Here is a 20154-nt window from a genome sequence, read left to right as displayed (position 1 = left end):
ATGAGGAAGATCATTTTAATGCGCTTCCAGCCAATCTTTTCCTACTCCTAAATCAACTTCCAACGGAACATCTAACTGGAATGCGTGTTCCATTTCGTGTTTAATCATCGGTTTGATTTTTTCGAGTTCATCATTATGTACATCAAATACCAATTCATCATGTACTTGAAGCAGCATTTTACTCTTCCAGTTTTCGTCAGTTAGTTTTTGATGAATGTTAATCATCGCAATTTTGATAATATCAGCAGCACTTCCTTGAATAGGCGCATTTACCGCATTTCGTTCTGCACCACCACGAACAATAGCGTTTTGTGAGTTAATGTCTTTTAAATAGCGACGTCGCCCCACTATAGTTTGTACAAAACCATTATCCCTTGCAAAATCTATTTGCTCCTGAATATAAGATTTTAATCGGGGATACGTCTGGTAATAGGCTTCAATCAAATCAGCACTTTCTTTGCGAGACAAGTTGGTTTGATTGCTTAATCCAAAAGCAGAAACACCATATATGATTCCAAAATTTACCGTTTTGGCATGACTTCGTTGCTCGCGAGTCACTTCTGCTAGCGGGACATTAAATACTTTTGAAGCGGTAGATTTGTGAATGTCTTCCTGATTTTGGAATGCTTTAATCATGTTTTCTTCGCCACTTAATGCAGCAATTACACGCAATTCTATTTGAGAATAATCCGCAGAAACCAAAGTGTAATTTTCGTCTCTAGCTACAAATGCTTTTCTAATCTGTCTTCCTCGTTCGGTACGAATAGGGATGTTTTGTAGATTGGGATTATTCGAACTCAAACGGCCTGTTGCGGCCACCGTTTGCATATAATCGGTATGAATGCGATTTGTAATTTTGTCAACTTGGTTTGGCAGAGCCTCGACATAGGTATTTTGTAGTTTTACCAACTGTCTCCAATCCAGAATGTCTTTTACAATTGGGTTTTCGGCAGCTAAATAACTTAAGATTTCCTCGCCTGTTGCATACTGACCGGTTTTGGTTTTCTTTTGCTTTACACCACCAATTTTTAATTTATCGAATAAAACATCACCCAGCTGTTTTGGTGAAGCCAAGTTGAATTTTTCACCTGCAGTTTCAAATATGCTTGTTTCTAATTTTTTAATGTCTTCATCCAGTGTTTTCGACATTGATTTTAAGAAATCTACATCAACCCGAATTCCTTCTTTTTCCATGTCAGCCAGAACTTTTACCAACGGAATTTCAATTTCCTCAAAAAGTTTCTTGGTTCCGGTTTTATCCAATTCTAAGGTGAATATTTCCTTGAGTTGCAAGGTCACATCAGCATCTTCAACAGCATATTCTTTGATTTCCTCCATTTCAACATCTCGCATTGATTTTTGGTTTTTCCCTTTTTTACCAATTAAGGCTTCAATGGATTGAGGTGAATATTTTAAATACGTTTCCGATAAAATATCCATATTGTGACGCATATCCGGATTAATCAGATAATGTGCAATCATGGTGTCGAATAATTTTCCTTTTACGATAACGTGGTAATTAGAAAGAATCTTTAAATCGTACTTTAAATTCTGACCAATTTTCTCGATGTTCTCATTTTCGAAAAAAGGAATGAATTTTTCAATTAAAGTTTGTGCTTCCTCTTGATTTTCGGGAAAAGGAACGTAGAATCCTTTTCCTTTTTCGTAAGAGAAAGAGATTCCTACCAACTTAGCGTGCAAAGCATCTAATCCAGTAGTTTCGGTATCAAAACACACTGCAGTTTGATTTTGTAAATTTTGCAAAAGCAATCGCAATCCCAAATCGCCTTGAACAATTTGATACGAATGCGTGGTATTGTCTAATGTATTATAAAATTGATGGCGCGCCTCTTCATCAGAATCATTTGCGGAAGTACTCCCAAAAAGATCAAACTGATCTTCGTTTTTTGGTTGTGGTTTTTTATACAGCTTAGCGTCGTCAACAGTGTTTGTTGTGGTTGCTGCGGAATCGCCTTTTTTAAAAATGGCGTCAAATTGCTCCGCCATTCGTCTAAACTCTAATTCATTAAAAAGTGCATCTATTTTTTCAACATCGGGCGTAGAAAGCTCATAATCCGGTTCGTTAAAAACAACAGGGCAGTCAAGGATTATTGTGGCTAAAGTTTTGGACAGTAGTCCTTTTTCCTTGTTGGCTTCAATGTTTTCTTTCATTTTACCTTTTAGCTTATCCGTATTAGCCAAAAGATTTTCCATAGTGCCAAATTCTTTCAGCAATTTCTTAGCAGTTACTTCGCCTACGCCTGGCAGTCCAGGAATATTATCTGCAGCATCGCCCATCATTCCAAGAAAATCAATTACTTGCTCGGGTCTTTCGATTTCAAATTTTGCCAAAACCTCAGGAATACCCCAAATCTCAATCCCATTACCCATACGAGCAGGTTTATACATGAATATATTTTCGGATACCAACTGAGCAAAATCCTTATCTGGGGTCACCATATACACTTGGTAGTTTTGCTTTTCGGCTTGTTTTGCAATAGTTCCTATTAAATCATCGGCTTCATAACCTGCTACTTCTATGATAGGAATGTGCATGGCTTTTAGTAAATCCTGAATGTATGGAACTGCTATTTTTATTGCTTCGGGTGTTGCGTCCCGATGTGCTTTGTATTCTGGGAAGATATCATTTCGCAGTTGGCTTCCTCCTTTATCAAAAGCTACGGCTAAATGATCTGGCTTTTCTCTTTTGATTACATCCATTAAGGAATTCATAAACCCCATAATGGCTGAGGTGTCCATTCCTTTAGAGTTGATTCTTGGGTTTTTTATAAAAGCATAATAGCCTCTAAAAATTAAAGCATAGGCATCAAGGAGAAAAAGTCGTTTTTGTGCTGACATAGTTGTGATTTTGTAAAGAGTTCAAAAGTACAAAACTTGCGAGAAAATGAAGTGAAGGAATTAAACAATTCTTATTCTGTTAGCGTATTGGTTTTTGTTGCAAGAAAAGTATAATTATATTCTATAAGAAAAAAAAGGTTAATTATTTTTAAATCTAAAAATTAATAAGAATTTAACCTTATAATTAGACATATTGTGCTTTTTAACGTTTATTTATGTATTTAATCGATTATTTATGTATATTTACATCATAACTAAAAGCGACGTAGTTCTCTAATCTTTAAATTGTTGTATCATGGGAAAAAATTATTTTTCAAAAAAGGTATTGCAAGTCAGTATGTTATTTTTTTTAATATTGACTACAAATGTGTTTGCCCAAGTAGGTATAGGAACTGTTACCCCAAATGCTAGTTCGGTACTAGACATTACATCGACAACTCAAGGGATGTTGACGCCCAGAATGACAACGGCGCAAAGAACTGCCATAGCATCGCCAGCAGATGGTTTGATGGTGTACGATACTGATTTAAAAGCTTTTCATTATTACAACTCATCGACTGCAACTTGGACTGTTATGAATAGTGCTGCTTCGGGACGATTAAAATTCAAGCGAATTAGATCTACTGATGTTTTAGCTACTGTTTTAGCAACAGAGTTAGCAGCTGGTGGTGGTGCTAAATATGTATTAGATAGTGCAACCCACTACGAAATTAATGGAATAGTTACTTTTAACTTTCCAATTGATTTGAATAATGCCAGTTTAATAGGAATAGATACTAATGAGGATATACTTTTCAAAACAAGTGGTTTTCTATTTGATGGCGCATCGGGAGGAGTAGTAAAAAATCTTACTATTGCAGGAGGGAGTTCTGTTTTTAATTTGATTGGTTCGGGTAACACACAAGGTTTGATCTTCAGAGATTGTATTGTTTCTGGTTCAGCCAATGTGGGAACAATTAGTGGTTTTGCCTTAGTATTTTTCTCAATTGTTAATTATTTAGGGAATACAACGGGAATCACTTATACCAACTGCTCAAGGGTTCTATTAAGCAACACTGCTTGGTTTGGAAATAATGCAGGTACTTTTGAAAAGTTTACTGGTACATTCTCTTTACTACAAAAACAAGGTGGTTTTAGTGAAGTAAATGGTGCAGCTACAGGAGTAGATGTTTCTACAAATCCCGCTATTACTGGAGATGCTGTAATGGAGAGTGTTGTTTTTACAGGTACAGTATCTACAGGTAAATATGTAAATGGATACACAGTTGGAACTTATTCTGGGTATAATTTTAATAATAATTGGAACGTAAGATGCGCGGGAATTCCTACAGAAGGAGATTCGTTTGCAACGGGTAGCGTGCACTTAGATAGGGTGCCAGCTTCACCTTCTGGCACTTTACCGGATACTAATGCAACTTATAAAGTACCAGGAACCACTATTTCAAGCAATTTATTTAGAATGGATGGTGCAACAGCTAATAGACTTGTTTATCTAGGTAAAAAATCAAGAACTTTTTCTGTTTCAGCTTCAATTTCTTTTGAAGGTGACAATGGTAGTACAGATCTTTTATTTTATTTTGTAAAATCTGCTGCTGGAGGAACTCCTATCACATTGATTACTTCTTCCGAAACGTTTATCGATTCTAACAATACAAATATACAGAGTATTGCAGTATTGGGAACTGTAACTCTCGCCAATGGTGAGTATGTTGAATTGTGTATAAGACGATTAAATGGATCAAATAAATTATTCACTTTTCGTTCATATAATATGTCTATCAAGTAAACAATAATAATTTCTGCTAAAAATAAACCGCGTCATAAAATACTATATGATGCGGTTTTCCACAATCAGAAAACATTTTTTTGAAGCTTAACCAACCGTTAAATTTTAATTAATGCCAAGTTAGTTTGTTCAAATCTTTTGTTATTTTGTCAAAAAAATAATTTTAATGATCTTTCGTATCGTACTCTTATGTTCAATTCTATTAGTAATTGAACTTTATACTTTTCAGGTATTAAAAACTTTAATAAAATCTAAACTAGTATTAATTTCGATTGAGTTAGTAAGCATCTTGGTTTTAGTGTACATCGTATATGCCTTGATGCAATTTGATCGTAGCGTTGGACAAACGCAACAAACAATGTTTACTATGGGTTTGTTGCTTATTGTTTATGTGCCAAAGTTAATCTTGACCTTCATATTGATGGGTGAAGATATTTTTAGAGTTGGAGCCGGAGCTGTCAATTATTTTGTTGACTATGATAATTCTACCGATTTTCTTAAATCGAGAAGAAAATTTGTTAGTCAAATTGGATTGGGGATTGCCGCAGTACCTTTTTTATCTTTAATTTATGGGATCACTGTTGGTAAATACAATTATAAGGTAATAAAGCAACGCATTTTCTTTCCAGATTTACCAGAGGCATTTGACGGTTTTACCATCACTCAAATCTCAGATTTACACAGCGGAAGTTTTGATAATCCAGAGAAAATTAAGTATGCAATTGACTTAGTAAACGAACAAAACTCTGATTTAATGTTGTTTACTGGCGACATCGTAAATACCGATGCCAAAGAAATGCACCCTTGGATAGAAGCCTTTAATGGGATTAAAAAACACGAATATGGAAAGTATTCTGTTTTGGGAAACCACGATTATGGAGAGTATGTCACTTGGCCTTCTGAGGTTGCCAAAGAAAATAATTTTAAAGCTATTAAAGATTTGTACGGTCAAATAGGTTTTAAGTTAATGCTGAATGAACATACTTTTATAGAAAAGGGAACTGAAAAGATTGCATTAGTTGGTGTAGAGAACTGGGGGAATAACTTTAAAAAAGCAGGCGATATTAATAAAGCTTCTGAAGGGCTAAGTCAAAAAGATTTTAAAATTTTGATGAGCCATGATCCCTCGCATTGGGAACATGAAGTGAAGGATCACGATAAAAATTTTCATCTCACGCTTTCCGGTCATACCCACGGAATGCAGTTTGGAATAGAAATACCGGGATATTTCAAATGGAGTTTGGCGCAATATGTGTACAAACAATGGGCAGGATTGTATGAAAATATGGGCAGATACGTTTACGTAAACAGAGGCTTTGGATTTCACGCCTATCCCGGGAGAGTAGGAATCATGCCCGAAATAACCGTCATCGAACTAAAAAAAGGCGTTAGTGTGGCATAATTCGTTTTAAATGCTACATTTGTACTATATACAGCTCTTTTTAGTGAATTTAAAAAATTAAATTTTTGGTTTTATGTCAAAATTTGGAGAACTTATAAATACTCAAGTACCTGTGTTGATTGACTTTTACACAGAATGGAACGAACCTTCAGTTTTAATGCATCCTGTAATTAGAGATGTAGCAGCCGCTCTTGGTGATAAAGCAAAAGTAATAAAGATTGATGTAGACAAGAATCAGGAATTAGCCGATGCTTTACGCATCAAGGGCTTACCTACGTTGATGATTTACAAACAAGGGCAAATGATCTGGAGACAATCTGGTGAATTAGATGCCAATACAATCATTAATATCGTTCAAGAACAATTGTAATTTTATTGCTTACAATACTCCACAAGTAAAGTTGTTTTCTTTTAAATAAATTAAAGTTTTAGGAAGCGCATATTCTAAGTTTTTGAAAGCTTTTAAGCTATCATGAAAAACAAGTATGCTTCCTGGTCTTATGTTTGACAATACGTTTTCCAAGCATTGTTCTTGCGAAACATTTGCATCAAAATCAGCACTCAATACATCCCACATAATTATTTTGTAACCAATTCTTCTTAATCTTCTTGATTGAGAGATTTTTATTTTTCCATATGGAGGGCGAAAAAGTCTTGCTTTTAGACTATAATGGCTGTTTTTTTGAATTGCTTCTTCGCATAATGCAACATTTGCAAGGTACGATGCTGTTGTGGTTTTCCAACCGTTCAAATGGTTGTAGGTGTGGTTTCCTATTGTGTGACCTTCACTAATAATGGTTTGAAATACTTCAGAATTTTTTTCGATGTTGTTTCCAATGCAAAAAAATGTGGCTTGTACTTGGTGTTTTTTTAATTCTTTTAAAACCCATGGAGTGATTTCAGGAATAGGTCCGTCATCAAAGGTGAGGTAGACGGTTTTATCTTTTTCTACATTGGAAACATCCCAAGTATAATGAGAGAAAATTTTTTTAATAATCCAACTTGTTTTGATCCAGTAGAATTTCATTTTTTTTAAATATAAAAAAAATAGCGACATTTTTCAACATCGCTATTTTTTCTAATTGGAGTTTTTCAGTTTCAATTATTCTCTATCTCTTCCAAAACGTTCAAACATTTTGATGTACGTATTGAAAATGATTCGGTTTTTATTGTAAAAATTTAAATCGCCATTCTCTTTCATAACCGTCAGCAGACTTCTGTAGCGCTCAATATCTGTAATAATAGGAATTGCAATGCTAGTTTGTTCTGAAGGAGCAAGTTTACCATAATAATTCAGATTTTCTCTGTACTTCATGATCAATTTGTCTAGTAATTGTTGTGCTTTTAATGGCTCATTAATTTTGTAGTAACCACCGGCAAACGGCTCTACTAAAGAATAATAGTCAAAATATTCTACTGGCATTTTCGTCATTGCCAGATTGATAATGTTTTTTGCTTTATCTTTTTTACCTTCTAGTATCAATTGGTTCATTAGCCTAGAGAGATAGGAACGGTAGTTAACACTGTTCTTTCTTGTTTCAGGATCATGGTATATGTTAGGGCTTTCGCTATTGCCCCAATCCCATTTCATTACTTTGGCATACATTTTATCCGCATCTATTTGTCCCATGTCAAGTGGGCTTGCGTCTTTTGTTAAAATTGTTCTTATCGGAACTAGTTTGTAAACCATTCCTTCAAGTTGAAGGTATTCTTTCATCCAGAGATAGTCCTCGCTATCAAATGCTCCACCACTAAAATAGATTGGTCTTTTCCAGTTATTATTAGCTACAATATCAAGCATCATTAACCTGTTTTTGTATAAGGCATTGCCTTTAATGTCTAGGTCAATGTATGGAACAATCGAGTCATGATCTTTTGGATTAACGACTTTGTTTTTAATAATTGTATATTTATCAACAGGTATTCTGATCTTATTTGTTGGGTAAAAATGGATGGTTTGACCATTTTGCATGTCTACTGTTGATTTTGGATTTTTAATAAAAGCAATCAAATCCTTGATATCCCAACGGCTTTCTACCTTTGGAATATGAGCTACATAATCCAGCTTGTCACCCACGTATTGATCATGTGTAAAGGAGATGGGCAATGGATCTGATTCATAGGTTTTTGTTTTCATTTGATCAATATACCAATCGGTCATAAACAAACTTGTATTTACGATTTTGACATCTGTTCTTACGCCTTCAATTTCTTGTGCGTACCAGAGTGGGAAGGTATCATTATCACCAATGGTGAATAAAATGGCATTTGGATCACAAGATTCTAAATAGGCTTTTGCCATTGCAACTGCAGTGTATTTTCCAGAGCGATCGTGATCATCCCAGTTTTGAGATGCCATAAGTACTGGCGCTGCTAGTAAACAGGATGCTATAAGTAACGGGCCTGCTAGTTTTGGAGCCAGATATTTTGTAGCGCTCTCATATAAAGCATATACTCCAAAACCAATCCAGATAGCAAATACGTAGAAAGATCCTACCAAAGCATAATCTCTTTCTCTTGGTTCGAAAGGTCTCTCGTTAAGATAAATTTTCAGTGCTATTCCCGTAAAAAGGAACAAAGCAAGTAAAACGTAAAAGCTTTTCAAGTCTTTATTGGCATGATACATTAAACCAATTAATCCTAAAATAAAAGGTAAAAAGAAATACACATTGCGTCCTTTATTATTAAGTACATCCGATGGGAGATTGTCTTGACTTCCCAAGTGTAATTCATCAATAAAAGTGATACCACTAAGCCAGTTTCCGTCCAGATAATCGTATTTTCCTTGGATATCATTTTGTCTTCCAACAAAATTCCACATCAAATACCTCCAATACATATAGCCAAATTGATATTCAACCATGAATCCTAGGTTATCAATAGTGCTAGGTTTTTCAACTAATAGATAATCACCATAGCTTTTTAAGAAGGTAATATAACCTTCATTATCAATTTGTTTTTGAGCATACGCTTGTCTGAATTCGGTAACAATTTTTTCAGTTTCATTTCTCAGCTGCGCAATGGCTTTGTTATAATCTTCCTCACTTAATTGACTTGGATCAATACCGTATTTAGCTAAATCATCTTCGTATGGATAATCAGGATTCAATTTAAACTCTGGAGGATTAGTAAAATTCATATAGTTTTCAATATGATCACCGCTCCACATCCTTGGTAAAATCGTTTTCTGGTTGTTATCCGTATTTTGATCGGCATTTTTGAAATTATTGGTAATGATATACTTTCCAGTTTTGTAATCACGTTCATAATTAGGTGCTTTGTCTAGATAGGGTTTTTCCTTGTCTAAACCAGCAAACGCTTCAGTGTATTGCGGTCCGTAAAATAGAGGATTCACACCGTATTGTTCTCTGTTGTAATATGCTAGAACTTCAGCAGCATCAGAAGGTTTGTTTTCGTTGATAACGGTATTAGCATTAGCACGAATTGGTAACATCATCCAAGTAGAAAAACCAATCAGTATAAAAAGAACACACAATATTAAGGTATTGTAGGTTGCAAGCCCTTTTTTGTTAGTGTACTGCAAGCCAAAATAAAACAACGCAATGAGCAATACGGTAACAAAGATGCTTCCTGAGTCAAATGGTAGCCCAAGACTATTTACCATAAAAACTTCGGTTTTGCCAAAGAATCCCATAGTAAGAGGCAAAAGCAATTTGAAAATAAATAGTAATACAGCAATCACGACGATATTAGCAATAATAAAATTTTTAAGTGTAACCACTTTATAATTTTTGAAAAAGTAAAGAAAACCTATTGCAGGAATTGTTAATAAAGCCATGAAGTGAACGCCAAAAGAAAGTCCAACAACCAGTGAGATAATTAACAACCATTTGTTGCCTCTTGGTTTGTCCATGTCTTGTTCCCAGCGCAAACCCAACCAGAATAACAAAGCAATAAATAAGGAGGCCATGGCATATACTTCGGCTTCAACGGCATTAAACCAAAAACTATCCGAAAAAGTATAGGCTAATGCCCCAACGAAAGAACTCCCAAGAATAACAACATCATTATTTTTATTTAATTCTGAAAATCGGGAAACTAATTTTCTTAAGATGATTGATGAAGACCAAAATAAAAACAAAATGGTAAAGGCACTCGAAAAGACTGACATCATATTGACCATTAAGGCAATTTTTGTATTGTCGGAAGCAAACATAGCAAAAAAAGCGCCAATCATCTGGTATAAGGGCGCTCCTGGAGGGTGACCTACTTCTAATTTTGCTGCAGTGGCAATGTATTCCCCGCAATCCCAAAAACTCATAGTGGGTTCAACGGTTAAAGTGTATGTTAATAATGCGATTCCAAATGTAAGCCAACCAATAATTGTATTCCACTTATTGAAATTGAATGCTGCTTTATCCATGTACTTAAATTTAATTTAATTTTGAGTTACAAAGAAAATGTTTTTTTGTTGAACGGGCATACCATTAACATTATTTTCTAGAAAAGTAGTACATTTTAATAACGCATTGATTGTAAACGGGTTTTGTGTTCATTTGAAGTTGTTTTGAAATTTTAGCAATTTTTTTTTTCATAAAAAGGCAAAATAAACTTGTACAAACTAAAATTTATTTTAAATTTGCACTCGCTTAGCAGCAAAGCTGGTCTATGGTGTAATGGTAACACAACTGTTTTTGGTGCAGTCTTTCTAGGTTCGAGTCCTAGTAGACCAACTAGCAAATTTTAGAAATCCCGTAAACATTATGTTTACGGGATTTTTTTTGGTGTAGTAATTTCATAGGTTCTATTAGGTATGCTATTGGTATAAATTTGATGTGCAAATAAAAAGCACATATTATTTAAAAAAGAATTTCTTTTTATCTGTACCAAATCTAAATGTTTTGTTTCACCAATTCGCTATTGTTCGGGTCAACTGTTTTCAATTTTATTTGTTCATTAAAAATTAGTTAGTTCCCATAAATCAATACGGTTGTAATGATTTACAAAAGCTTTTAGCTACAGTATTATTCAAGTATTTTGATTTACGGTTTATTTTTGTGGGAATTATAACTTTTAAACCTTTTTTGCTAGCATATCGGAAATCTTTGTCCAAATGAAGATCAAATTTCCTTAAACACTGCTAGTTTTAATAACCATTCTGTTTACTTTAAGTAAGTTTTACTTTGCCTGTTCGCTATTGCCCGGCTTATGTGCGCTTAGAAGATTCAAACTCCAGTTTAGGTTTTTCGGTCGCACAAATCTTTAATAGTATTTAGGAATACCAATCCGTCTTTGGTTTGGATATAAGTACTATCTGAAAACCATACTTTTAAAGAGACATTTTTTACTGCAAACTTACTATTTAATATATTTTTTGCGAATAAATAATTATAATTCGTGTTGGTCGTTACTTGAGATTTTCTTTGTAAGCAAAAGTGTATTATTTATTTTGTTGTCTATTCGAGCAATATTCATGAGGCTGTAAATTTTATAAACCAAACTTTAATTTCGACATGAATTTTTATGATAAATAAAGGCATTAATTCAGGGCAATTTTTTCTACTACTTGCTTGTGTTTTTAGAATATTTGTACTCTTTTTTGGTGATAACTGTTTGTATGTTTTTATACAAAATCAATAATTTCATTCAAATCGGTTCTATTAGATTCATTTAAAGTAGTCGGTTACCTATAATTTATTAAAGATTTAATGATATAAATTCCATTTGATATATCTGATTTTAACGCACTATTTATAAAGCTTCTTTCTTCATCAAATACCGTAATTAGTTTTTCTTAAGCATTTTTTAATAAAAAATAGTATTATTTTTTATTAATATTAAAATTATTGTTAGATTTACAAAAAATAAGGTAATTATTAATTTATTTACAATACTAAATAATATTTATTTTAAAGCGCAAATTTAAAACTGACCATTTTAAATTATTCTATCAACCAAAAACCAAAACTCAATGAAATCAATCTCAACTATTATTGGAGTCGCCTTACTATTTTTGGCTGGACTTTGTTATTTTATTAATTGGCACGCTTTAGTTCCTGCATTTACTGTATTAGGAATTGCAATAATGACAAGAAAAGCCTTGGAACCCCTAATAATAGGTTGTGCTGTTGGTTTTGTATTATTGGCTATGCAAGGTGGATCTAAAGAATTTTTTCCAGAAGGACAAGGAATGATTTTTCCTCTCAACATGTTTGACGGAATGTTTTCATCGATTTCCAGAGACGCTCACGATCAGGGACTAATATGGGTAATTTTAGTATGCATTTTATACGGTGCATTTGTGCAGCTATTAGTTGCATCTGGAGGAATAAATGCAGTAGGGAGATATTCGGAGAATCACGTTAAAAATAAAAAGCAGTCTTTAATTATGACCTATTTTTTAAGCTTCTTCTTTTTTCTGGATGACTATTTAAGTGCATTGTCTGTTGGTAATACGATGCGCCCTATTACAGATAAATTTGGTGTTTCAAGAGAGAAATTAGCTTTGGTTTTGAGTTTTGTTTGTGTGCCATTGACAATAATATTTCCTATTTCTACCTGGACTATTTTTTATGGAACTCAAATAGCGGCTATTCAAGGAGGAGTTTTAAATAGTGCTGGTAAAGTCATAACAAGTCCAATTGAAGCATTTTTAGGAACAATTCCTTATAATTTTTCAGCGTGGGTTTCATTAATTCTGGGCGCATTAGTAGTATTTCAGTTAGTCCCGTATACAAAAGCAATCAAGGAGTCGGAAGCACTTGTGAAGGTAATTGATGCGGATGATGTAAAAATGAAGAAAAAGCCTGTAAGAGAAGGGAAGTTAGTCTATTTTATTTTGCCTTTGTTTATTTTAATCTGGTGTACCATTTTTCCTTATCCGTACGATTCAGAATATTGGAATAGTTTAACTTTTTCTTCTGAATCAATTTTCAGTAACATTGATGCCCTTCGTGGAATAGCAACAGCTTGTGTATTTACATACCTATTTTATTTAGTATCAGGAATCATAAAATTTAATAGAATTTCAAACAATTTTGTCAAAGGTATGGAATCAATCACTTTCGTGTTAGTGGTTCTAGGAATGACCTATTTATTAAAAGATGTTCAAAACGGATTGGGATTTAATGAATTTGTAGCAGAGAAATTGCAAGGAATTAGCTGGTTAAATGGTTCAACATTGCCTTTTGTTGTATTTGCTTTAGTAGCATGGATTTGTTGGTCTACAGGTTCAAACTGGGGGATATATGCCATTTTAGTGCCAACTACAGCCATATTGTCTCGTTCCCTTGGAGCAGATTTTTGGCTAACCCAAGGCGCTTTGGCTTCAGGAACTGTTTGGGGAGCGGCAGCATGTTTCTTCTCAGACAATAGGGTGCTTACAGCGCAGTCTTGTAAAATAGATATGATGAAACATGGTATTTCACAGTTCCCATACCAGTTGGTAATATTTGGAGTATCATCAATTTTATATTTAATAGCTGGTTATGTGCTTTAAAAGTAATAATAGCATGCCTAAATATATGTAAACCGTTCTTCTGGAAGCATGTAAAACTTTAGATTTGATAAGTCAGATTAGAGCAGTAATGATAATTGGTTGCGGAAAAGTAAAAGACAAAATGAAAATTGAACAATATTGTTACGGATTGAAAATAAATAAAAATAAAGTTCCTTCGATTACGCCATAGAGAAAACTAGGAATAGATGGATCAAAACTTTATATAATTATTTAAATTATCCTAAATTCTGGATTGTAATTACTCTAATATATTTACTGTCCGATTAAGATTATAGTTAAATAAAACGATTGCAAAATAAAAACAGAACAGAATTAAAATAAAAAAAAATGGGAACTCAAATTAAGAAAGTATCAGAAATTCCTGGACCAAAAAGTAAAGAAATATTAGCAAGAAGAGCAGCTGCTTTACCTGCTGGCTTAGGAAAATCTACTGAAGTGGTTGTTGAAAAAGCAGAAGGTGCTTTAGTGTGGGATGTAGACGGAAACCAATTGATCGACTTTGCTGGGGGAATTGGAATGGTCAACTTAGGTCATAGACCTCAAGTAGTTGTTGATGCGATAAAAGATCAAATTGATAAATACCTGCATACGGGTGCATTGGTTACTACTTTTGAACCTTATTTAGAATTTGCTGAGTTGCTTAATAATATTACACCAGGTGATTTTCCTAAGAAAACATTATTAGCTTGCTCCGGATCAGAAGCAGTTGAAAACGCAGTGCAAATTGCAAGATATTACACAAAACGTCCTGCAGTAATTTGTTTCGAAGGCGCTTATCACGGTAGAACACTACTTACGTTGAGTTTAACCAGTAAATATGCTTTGTTTAAAAAAGGCTTTGGAAGTTACGCTCAGGATATTTATCGTTTTCATTCTCCAAATGTATATCGCAAACCAGATAATTTCACAGAAGAAGAATATATCGATTTCTGTATCGAACGTTTCGACCAGAATTTAATCTCACATGTTGATCCTTCTTCGGTTGCCGCAATTATTATCGAGCCTGTTCAAGGTGAAGGTGGTTTTATCCCTGTGCCAAAACGTTTCTTGGAAAAAATCAGAAAAGTTTGTGATGAACATGGTATCGTTTTTATTGCTGATGAGGTTCAATCTGGAGCTGGAAGAACTGGGAAATTTCTTTCTATAGAGCACAGTGAAGTAATTCCTGACATGGTAACTATGGCCAAATCTATAGGTTCAGGATTGCCAATTAGCTCAGTGACAGGAAAAGCAGAAATGATGGATGCACCACATTTAGGAGGTGTTGGTGGGACGTATTCTGGCAGTCCTATAGCCGTAGTTGCTGCACTTGCCACTGTCAAACAAATTAACACACCTGAATTTTTAGCAAAATCGGTTCATGTGGGAGACATCATCAGAACACGATTGAATGCGATGTCAGAAAAATTTTCTTGCATTGGAGATGTTCGTGGTATAGGAGCGATGCTAGTAGTTGAATTTGTGAAAAATAAAAAAACTAAAGAACCTGATATGGATTTTGCTATGGCAGTAATCAAAAAATCAGTCTCGAATGGATTGATTTTAATCAGAGCTGGATTGTACACGAATTGTATTCGTTTTTTACCTCCAATTGTAATCACTGACGAGCAATTGCATGAAGGATTAGATGTCATCGAAAATGCAATTCAAGAAGTATTAAACGAAAGAAAATAAATTAGACGAAAAGTTACAAGTTGAAAGTCGCAAAGACTTGTTCGATAATTAGACTTTTTAAGATTAACTATTATGACTTTTAAACTGATATATAATGCCAATATTAGTACCATGGATTCTGCTTTTGCAAAGGCCGATTCCATGGTAATTAACTATTTGGGAAAAATTGAGGATATTGGAACCGAATCCGAAATGCGAAATCAATTTCGTTCTTTTTCTAATGAAATTGATTTTAATGAACAAACAATTATACCAGGCCTCAATGATGCACATATTCATGTTTGGAAAATTGGTCATCTTCGCACGTATATGTTGGATGTTCGGGGTGTAAAATCTATAGTGGAATTTAAAAGATTATTAAAAGCGTTTGCCGATAAAAATCCGAACTCAAAGTGGATTTTGGCTCGGGGAATTAATGAAATGGTACTAGAAGAAAAACGATTGCCAACCAAGGAAGATTTAGATGAAATTATTTCTGATCGACCGGTTTTTGTAATTAGAACTTGCGCTCATATTGGAATTGCCAATTCAAAAGCCATAGCAATTTCAGAAGTTGATGAAGCTACTGAAGTTCCTTTTGGAGGGGAAATTCGCAAAAATAAAGATGGATGTTTACAAGGTGTTTTTACCGAAAGAGCTTTGGGATTAATCATGAATAACATACCAGCATTTACTTTCGAAGAATATAAAAACATGATTCTGGAAGCGCATCAGTATTTATTAAGTTTGGGAATTACAAGTGCAACTGATCCGGCTGCGAATGAAGAATTATTGGCGGCTTACATTAAATTGGACCAAGAAGGATTGTTGAAAGTGCGAATGAATGTTTTTCCGCTTAGAATTCCGGATGGTAGTGACGAAATTCAGGTTTTACCGGAATTATATGAATCGGAATTTTTACAAATAAAAACTGTGAAGTTTTTCTCTGATGGCGGTTTGAGTTCAGCTACAGCAGCATTGAATGTTCCTTATAAAAATACGGACGGCTATAAAGGTGTTTTGAGATTAGATTACGATAAGTTTTTTCAAACAGCCAAAGAAGCGGTTGAAAAAGGATTTTCGGTTGCTACACATGCAATTGGACATCAAGCGGTTGATTTGACTTTGAAAGTGTATCGCGATTTATTCAAAATTGACAATACTTTAAAACACAGAATTGAGCATGTTGGATTTTTATCTAATGAAAATATAAAAGATTTTAAACACATGAATATGACTGCAGCGATGCAACCAATATTTATTTATGAATTGGCAAATAATTTCAAAAGTACTTTGCCAGAACAATTATTAGAGGTGGTCTACCCTTGCAAAACGGTGTTAGATAACGGAATAAATTTGGCTTTATCTACGGACGGTCCTGTCGTAAAAGAAATAAACCCTTGGATAAATATGGAAACGGCAGTTACTAGAAAGGCTATGGATGGCTTTGTCATTGGCGAAAGCCAGAAAATAACTTTTGAGCAATCTTTACGTGCTTATACCATGGGAAGTGCTATTGCGGATAATTTAGAAAATAGTAAAGGAAGTCTTTCCATTGGAAAATATGCCGATTTTATTGTTTTGAATAAAAATCCATTTAAATTAGACGATGTTTCTACCATTGAAGTAAATGAAACTTGGGTAAATGGAGAATTAAAATATAAAAAGGAGTAAAAAATTACACTATATCAGGGTTTTAAATCCGAATAAGTTTTTAAAAAATAAAAAATGAGTGCATTAGATGATGAATTAGATTACCAAATTTTGAAACTCCTTCAAAAAGACGGTCGAATGTCGTTTACTGAAATTTCTAAAGAAATTAATGTAGCAGTGAGTACCATTAGACACCGCTACATTAACTTAATTGAAGACGGGACTTTGCAAATTATAGGAAGGGTCGATCCTAATAAAATTGGTTTTAATGCTTATGCAAGTGTTTTGATTTCAGTTAAACCAAAATCATACATGAAAACCATTTTTGAGGAATTAGCAAAGTTGCCTGAAATTAGTTTTTTGGCATCTGTTTCAGGTGATTATGATATTGAAGCCAATATTATGTGTCGGGATATGGAGCATTTGAATGAATTATTAGGAGATAAAATTCATGAAATGGAGGGTGTTTTCGACACAAAAACAAATATGTATATGAAAATTTACAAATTCGCGCAACCCGATTTAGAATTAGCAAAACTATCAAGTAAGCAAAATGAATAATACAGACAAATTATACGAAAGAAGAAAAAAAAGTGTTCCAAACGCTTTAGGAATATTCAATTCGTCCAGCATTCAATCTGCTAAAGGAGCGATCATAATTGATGCCGATGGAAGAGAATTGATCGATTTTGCAGGAGGAATTGGGGTAAATAATGCAGGACACGGTGTGCCTGAAATTATTGAAGCAATCAAAAGTCAAGCTGATAAATTTATTCATGCTTCCTTCAATGTCTCAGTTTACGAACAATATTTGGACTTAACAGAAAAATTGTGTGAGATTTTGCCACATGGTGAATCTACCAAAGCAATGCTAACTTTGTCTGGAGCTGAATCAGTTGAAAATGCTATTAAAATTGCTCGTGCTGTAACCGGAAAATCAGGGATTATCTGTTACGATGGTTCTTTTCACGGACGTACAATGATGGCAATGACCTTGACATCCAATGTAAAATACAAAGAAGGTGCGGGGCCATATGCGCCTGAAGTTTACCGTTTAGAATATCCATATTATAAACCGAGTATGAACGCTCGAATGACCTCAGATGAATTCGATGATTTGATGATTATGAAGTTGCATAAAACTTTTTCATCAACCGTTTCATTGAGTCAAACGGCTGCAATTATATTAGAATTAGTACAAGGGGAAGGCGGTTTTACGGTTGCATCAAAAAAATATGTTCAATACTTGCGTAAATTCTGTACTGAAAACAACATTTTTTTGATTTTTGATGAAGTACAATCTGGTTTTGGTCGCACAGGAAAATGGGCAGCTTACGAACATTACGATGTTACTCCGGATTTATCAACTTGGGCAAAATCTATGGGTGGAGGAATGCCTATTGGTGCCGTTATAGGGAAAAAGGAAATTATGGATGCCGTTAAACCAGGTCTTATTGGAGGAACTTATTTAGGAAATCCATTGAGTTGTGTAGCATCATTGGCAAGCATCAATTACATGCAAAAAAACAACATCAATGCTGCTGGAGATAAAGTAGGCATGATAGTTCGAGACAGATTCAATCAGTTACAAGAAAAATTTCCTAAAAATATTACTGATGTCCGAGGATTGGGAGCGATGCTAGCCATAGAATTTTTTAACCCGGAAACTAAAATGCCTGATGGTGATGTTGCAAAAGCAATTGTCAATAAATGTTTAGAGAAAGGATTAATTGTCATCACGTCGGGAACGTACGGAAATTGCATCCGAATTTTAAGTCCATTATTTATAGAAGACAAAATTTTAGAAAAAGGCCTGTCAATTTTAGAAGAAACAATAAAAGAAATACTGTCATGAGAAAACAATATATAAATGGAGCTTGGTGCGACGCAGTTGATGGCGCGACCTGGGATTTACAAAGTCCGGCTACCGAAGAAATAATTGATAAAATTCCTTTTGGAAACACTGGTGATTGTGCCTTGGCAATTCAAGCCGCTGATGCTTCTTTTAAAGAATGGAAAAACACAACTCCATATTTTAGAGCTGAATTTCTAAAAAAGGCAGCCAATTATATGCGGGCAAATGTAGAGGCTTTCGCCAAAGAAACTTCGCTGGAAACCGGTAAGCCAATGCTGGAATCTCGAGGTGAATGGCAAGTTTCTGCTAATCTTTTTGAATGGTTTGCAGAAGAAGGGAAACGCAGTTATGGACGTGTTATTCCGTCTAGCAGAATTGATAAACGGTCTATGGTTATTTATCAGCCATTAGGAGTAGTGGGGGTAATTACCGCTTGGAATTTTCCAGCTTATAATCCTGCCCGTGCTGTTGCAGCTGCTTTAGCTGCTGGTTGTAGCGTGGTGATGAGAGGTTCTGAATTTACGCCTTTGTCTAGTTTTAATATGGCAAAAGCATTGCACGAATCCGGAATACCAAAAGGAGTTTTTAATTTGATCAATACTGAGCCTATTTCTACCGGAAATGAAATGATTGAAAATCCTTTATTGAAAAAAATAAGTTTTACAGGAAGCACAAGAGTTGGAAAAATTTTGATGGATGGCGCTTCAAAAACAGCAACAAAATTATCACTTGAATTAGGAGGAAATGCTCCGGTAATTATCGAAAAAGACGTCGATGTTGAAGCAATTGCTCATCAAGCTTTGGTTGCAAAATTGCGTAATTGCGGTCAGGTTTGTGTAGCTCCACAACGTTTTTATGTTCATTCCTCTATTTTTAACCAATTTGTTTCTATCGTAAAAGAAGACATTTCGCAATTGAAAACGGGAATTAATGGGGGTGATATCGATTTTGTAGGACCATTAATTAATAAAAAGCAACAGGAACATTCTTTGGAAATGCTTGAAAAAGCAAAAAGTGAAGGAGCAATTATTCATATTGGCGGCGAACCTGCTGAAAAAGGATTTTTTGTTCATCCGGCTTTGATTGAAGCAAGACAAAATCAGGCTTTTATTAAGACAGAAGTTTTTGGACCGTTGATGATTGTAATCTCTTTCGAAACGAAAGAAGAAGTTTTGGAATGGGCAAATGACACTGAATATGGTTTGGCTTCTTATGTATTTACAAATCATATTAAAACAGCTAATTTTTATGCCGAAAATCTTGAATTTGGAATGGTGGGAGTCAATGAATGGGCTGCTCACGGTACTGAATTGCCCTTTATTGGAATAAAAAGTAGCGGTATGGGACACGAGTCCGGTTCTGAAGGATTAAAAGAATACATGGAGTTAAAGCTAATTAGTTACGGTAATATGTCATAAATGTCTTAAAGTCGAAAGCCATAAAGGTAAAAGATTTAAAAGGCTTTA

At 34.4% G+C, this 20154-nt stretch carries 12 protein-coding genes and 1 tRNA gene; 10 read left to right on the top strand and 3 right to left on the bottom strand.

Annotated features, from left to right (window positions below; genetic code table 11):
- Positions 1–15: 15 nt before the first annotated feature.
- The gene (polA, locus tag ACNQGB_RS01405) at positions 16–2859 is read right to left on the bottom strand and encodes a DNA polymerase I (RefSeq protein WP_417945974.1); all 2844 of its coding nucleotides are present in this window, start codon (positions 2857–2859) and stop codon (positions 16–18) included.
- Positions 2860–3154: 295 nt separating this feature from the next.
- Between polA and ACNQGB_RS01400 the strand changes: the two genes are divergently transcribed.
- The 3 genes from ACNQGB_RS01400 (at position 3155) to ACNQGB_RS01390 (ending at position 6417) form a co-directional block, all read left to right on the top strand.
- Positions 3155–4645: a hypothetical protein gene (locus tag ACNQGB_RS01400; protein ID WP_417945973.1), complete on the top strand. Its 1491-nt coding sequence runs from the start codon at positions 3155–3157 to the stop codon at positions 4643–4645.
- Positions 4646–4811: 166 nt separating this feature from the next.
- Entirely contained in the window at positions 4812–6047 is a 1236-nt protein-coding gene (locus tag ACNQGB_RS01395; RefSeq protein WP_417945971.1) for a metallophosphoesterase, read from the top strand.
- 73 nt (positions 6048–6120) lie between these two features.
- Positions 6121–6417, top strand: a complete 297-nt coding sequence (locus ACNQGB_RS01390) for a thioredoxin family protein (RefSeq protein ID WP_309759141.1) — start codon at positions 6121–6123, stop codon at positions 6415–6417.
- Positions 6418–6426: 9 nt separating this feature from the next.
- Here ACNQGB_RS01390 and ACNQGB_RS01385 read toward each other — a convergent pair whose 3' ends face one another.
- Both ACNQGB_RS01385 and ACNQGB_RS01380 read right to left on the bottom strand, forming a co-directional pair.
- Complete coding sequence (locus ACNQGB_RS01385; RefSeq protein ID WP_417945970.1) at positions 6427–7074, bottom strand: polysaccharide deacetylase family protein; 648 nt, start codon at positions 7072–7074, stop codon at positions 6427–6429.
- 75 nt (positions 7075–7149) lie between these two features.
- Positions 7150–10431: a protein O-mannosyl-transferase family gene (locus ACNQGB_RS01380; protein ID WP_417945969.1), complete on the bottom strand. Its 3282-nt coding sequence runs from the start codon at positions 10429–10431 to the stop codon at positions 7150–7152.
- Between the two features lie 239 nt (positions 10432–10670).
- Between ACNQGB_RS01380 and ACNQGB_RS01375 the strand changes: the two genes are divergently transcribed.
- The 7 genes from ACNQGB_RS01375 (at position 10671) to ACNQGB_RS01345 (ending at position 20106) form a co-directional block, all read left to right on the top strand.
- Positions 10671–10741 (top strand) — tRNA-Gln (locus ACNQGB_RS01375).
- A gap of 1238 nt (positions 10742–11979) precedes the next feature.
- Positions 11980–13506: a Na+/H+ antiporter NhaC family protein gene (locus ACNQGB_RS01370; protein ID WP_417945968.1), complete on the top strand. Its 1527-nt coding sequence runs from the start codon at positions 11980–11982 to the stop codon at positions 13504–13506.
- A 348-nt stretch (positions 13507–13854) separates the two neighbouring features.
- On the top strand, positions 13855–15201 hold the full coding sequence (locus tag ACNQGB_RS01365; RefSeq protein WP_309759133.1) for an aspartate aminotransferase family protein: 1347 nt from the start codon (positions 13855–13857) through the stop codon (positions 15199–15201).
- A gap of 72 nt (positions 15202–15273) precedes the next feature.
- Positions 15274–16854, top strand: coding sequence for an amidohydrolase (locus ACNQGB_RS01360; RefSeq protein ID WP_417945966.1), 1581 nt, complete (start codon positions 15274–15276; stop codon positions 16852–16854).
- A 54-nt stretch (positions 16855–16908) separates the two neighbouring features.
- On the top strand, positions 16909–17394 hold the full coding sequence (locus ACNQGB_RS01355) for an Lrp/AsnC family transcriptional regulator (RefSeq protein WP_309759128.1): 486 nt from the start codon (positions 16909–16911) through the stop codon (positions 17392–17394).
- Positions 17387–18688: an aspartate aminotransferase family protein gene (locus ACNQGB_RS01350; protein ID WP_417945965.1), complete on the top strand. Its 1302-nt coding sequence runs from the start codon at positions 17387–17389 to the stop codon at positions 18686–18688. Before ACNQGB_RS01355 ends, ACNQGB_RS01350 begins: the two co-directional genes overlap by 8 nt.
- Complete coding sequence (locus ACNQGB_RS01345; RefSeq protein WP_417945964.1) at positions 18685–20106, top strand: aldehyde dehydrogenase family protein; 1422 nt, start codon at positions 18685–18687, stop codon at positions 20104–20106. Before ACNQGB_RS01350 ends, ACNQGB_RS01345 begins: the two co-directional genes overlap by 4 nt.
- Positions 20107–20154: the final 48 nt, after the last annotated feature.

Source organism: Flavobacterium frigidum (assembly GCF_048286795.2).
The sequence above is the reverse complement of the archived record's forward strand: the minus strand, read 5'-3'. Positions and strand labels throughout refer to the sequence as shown.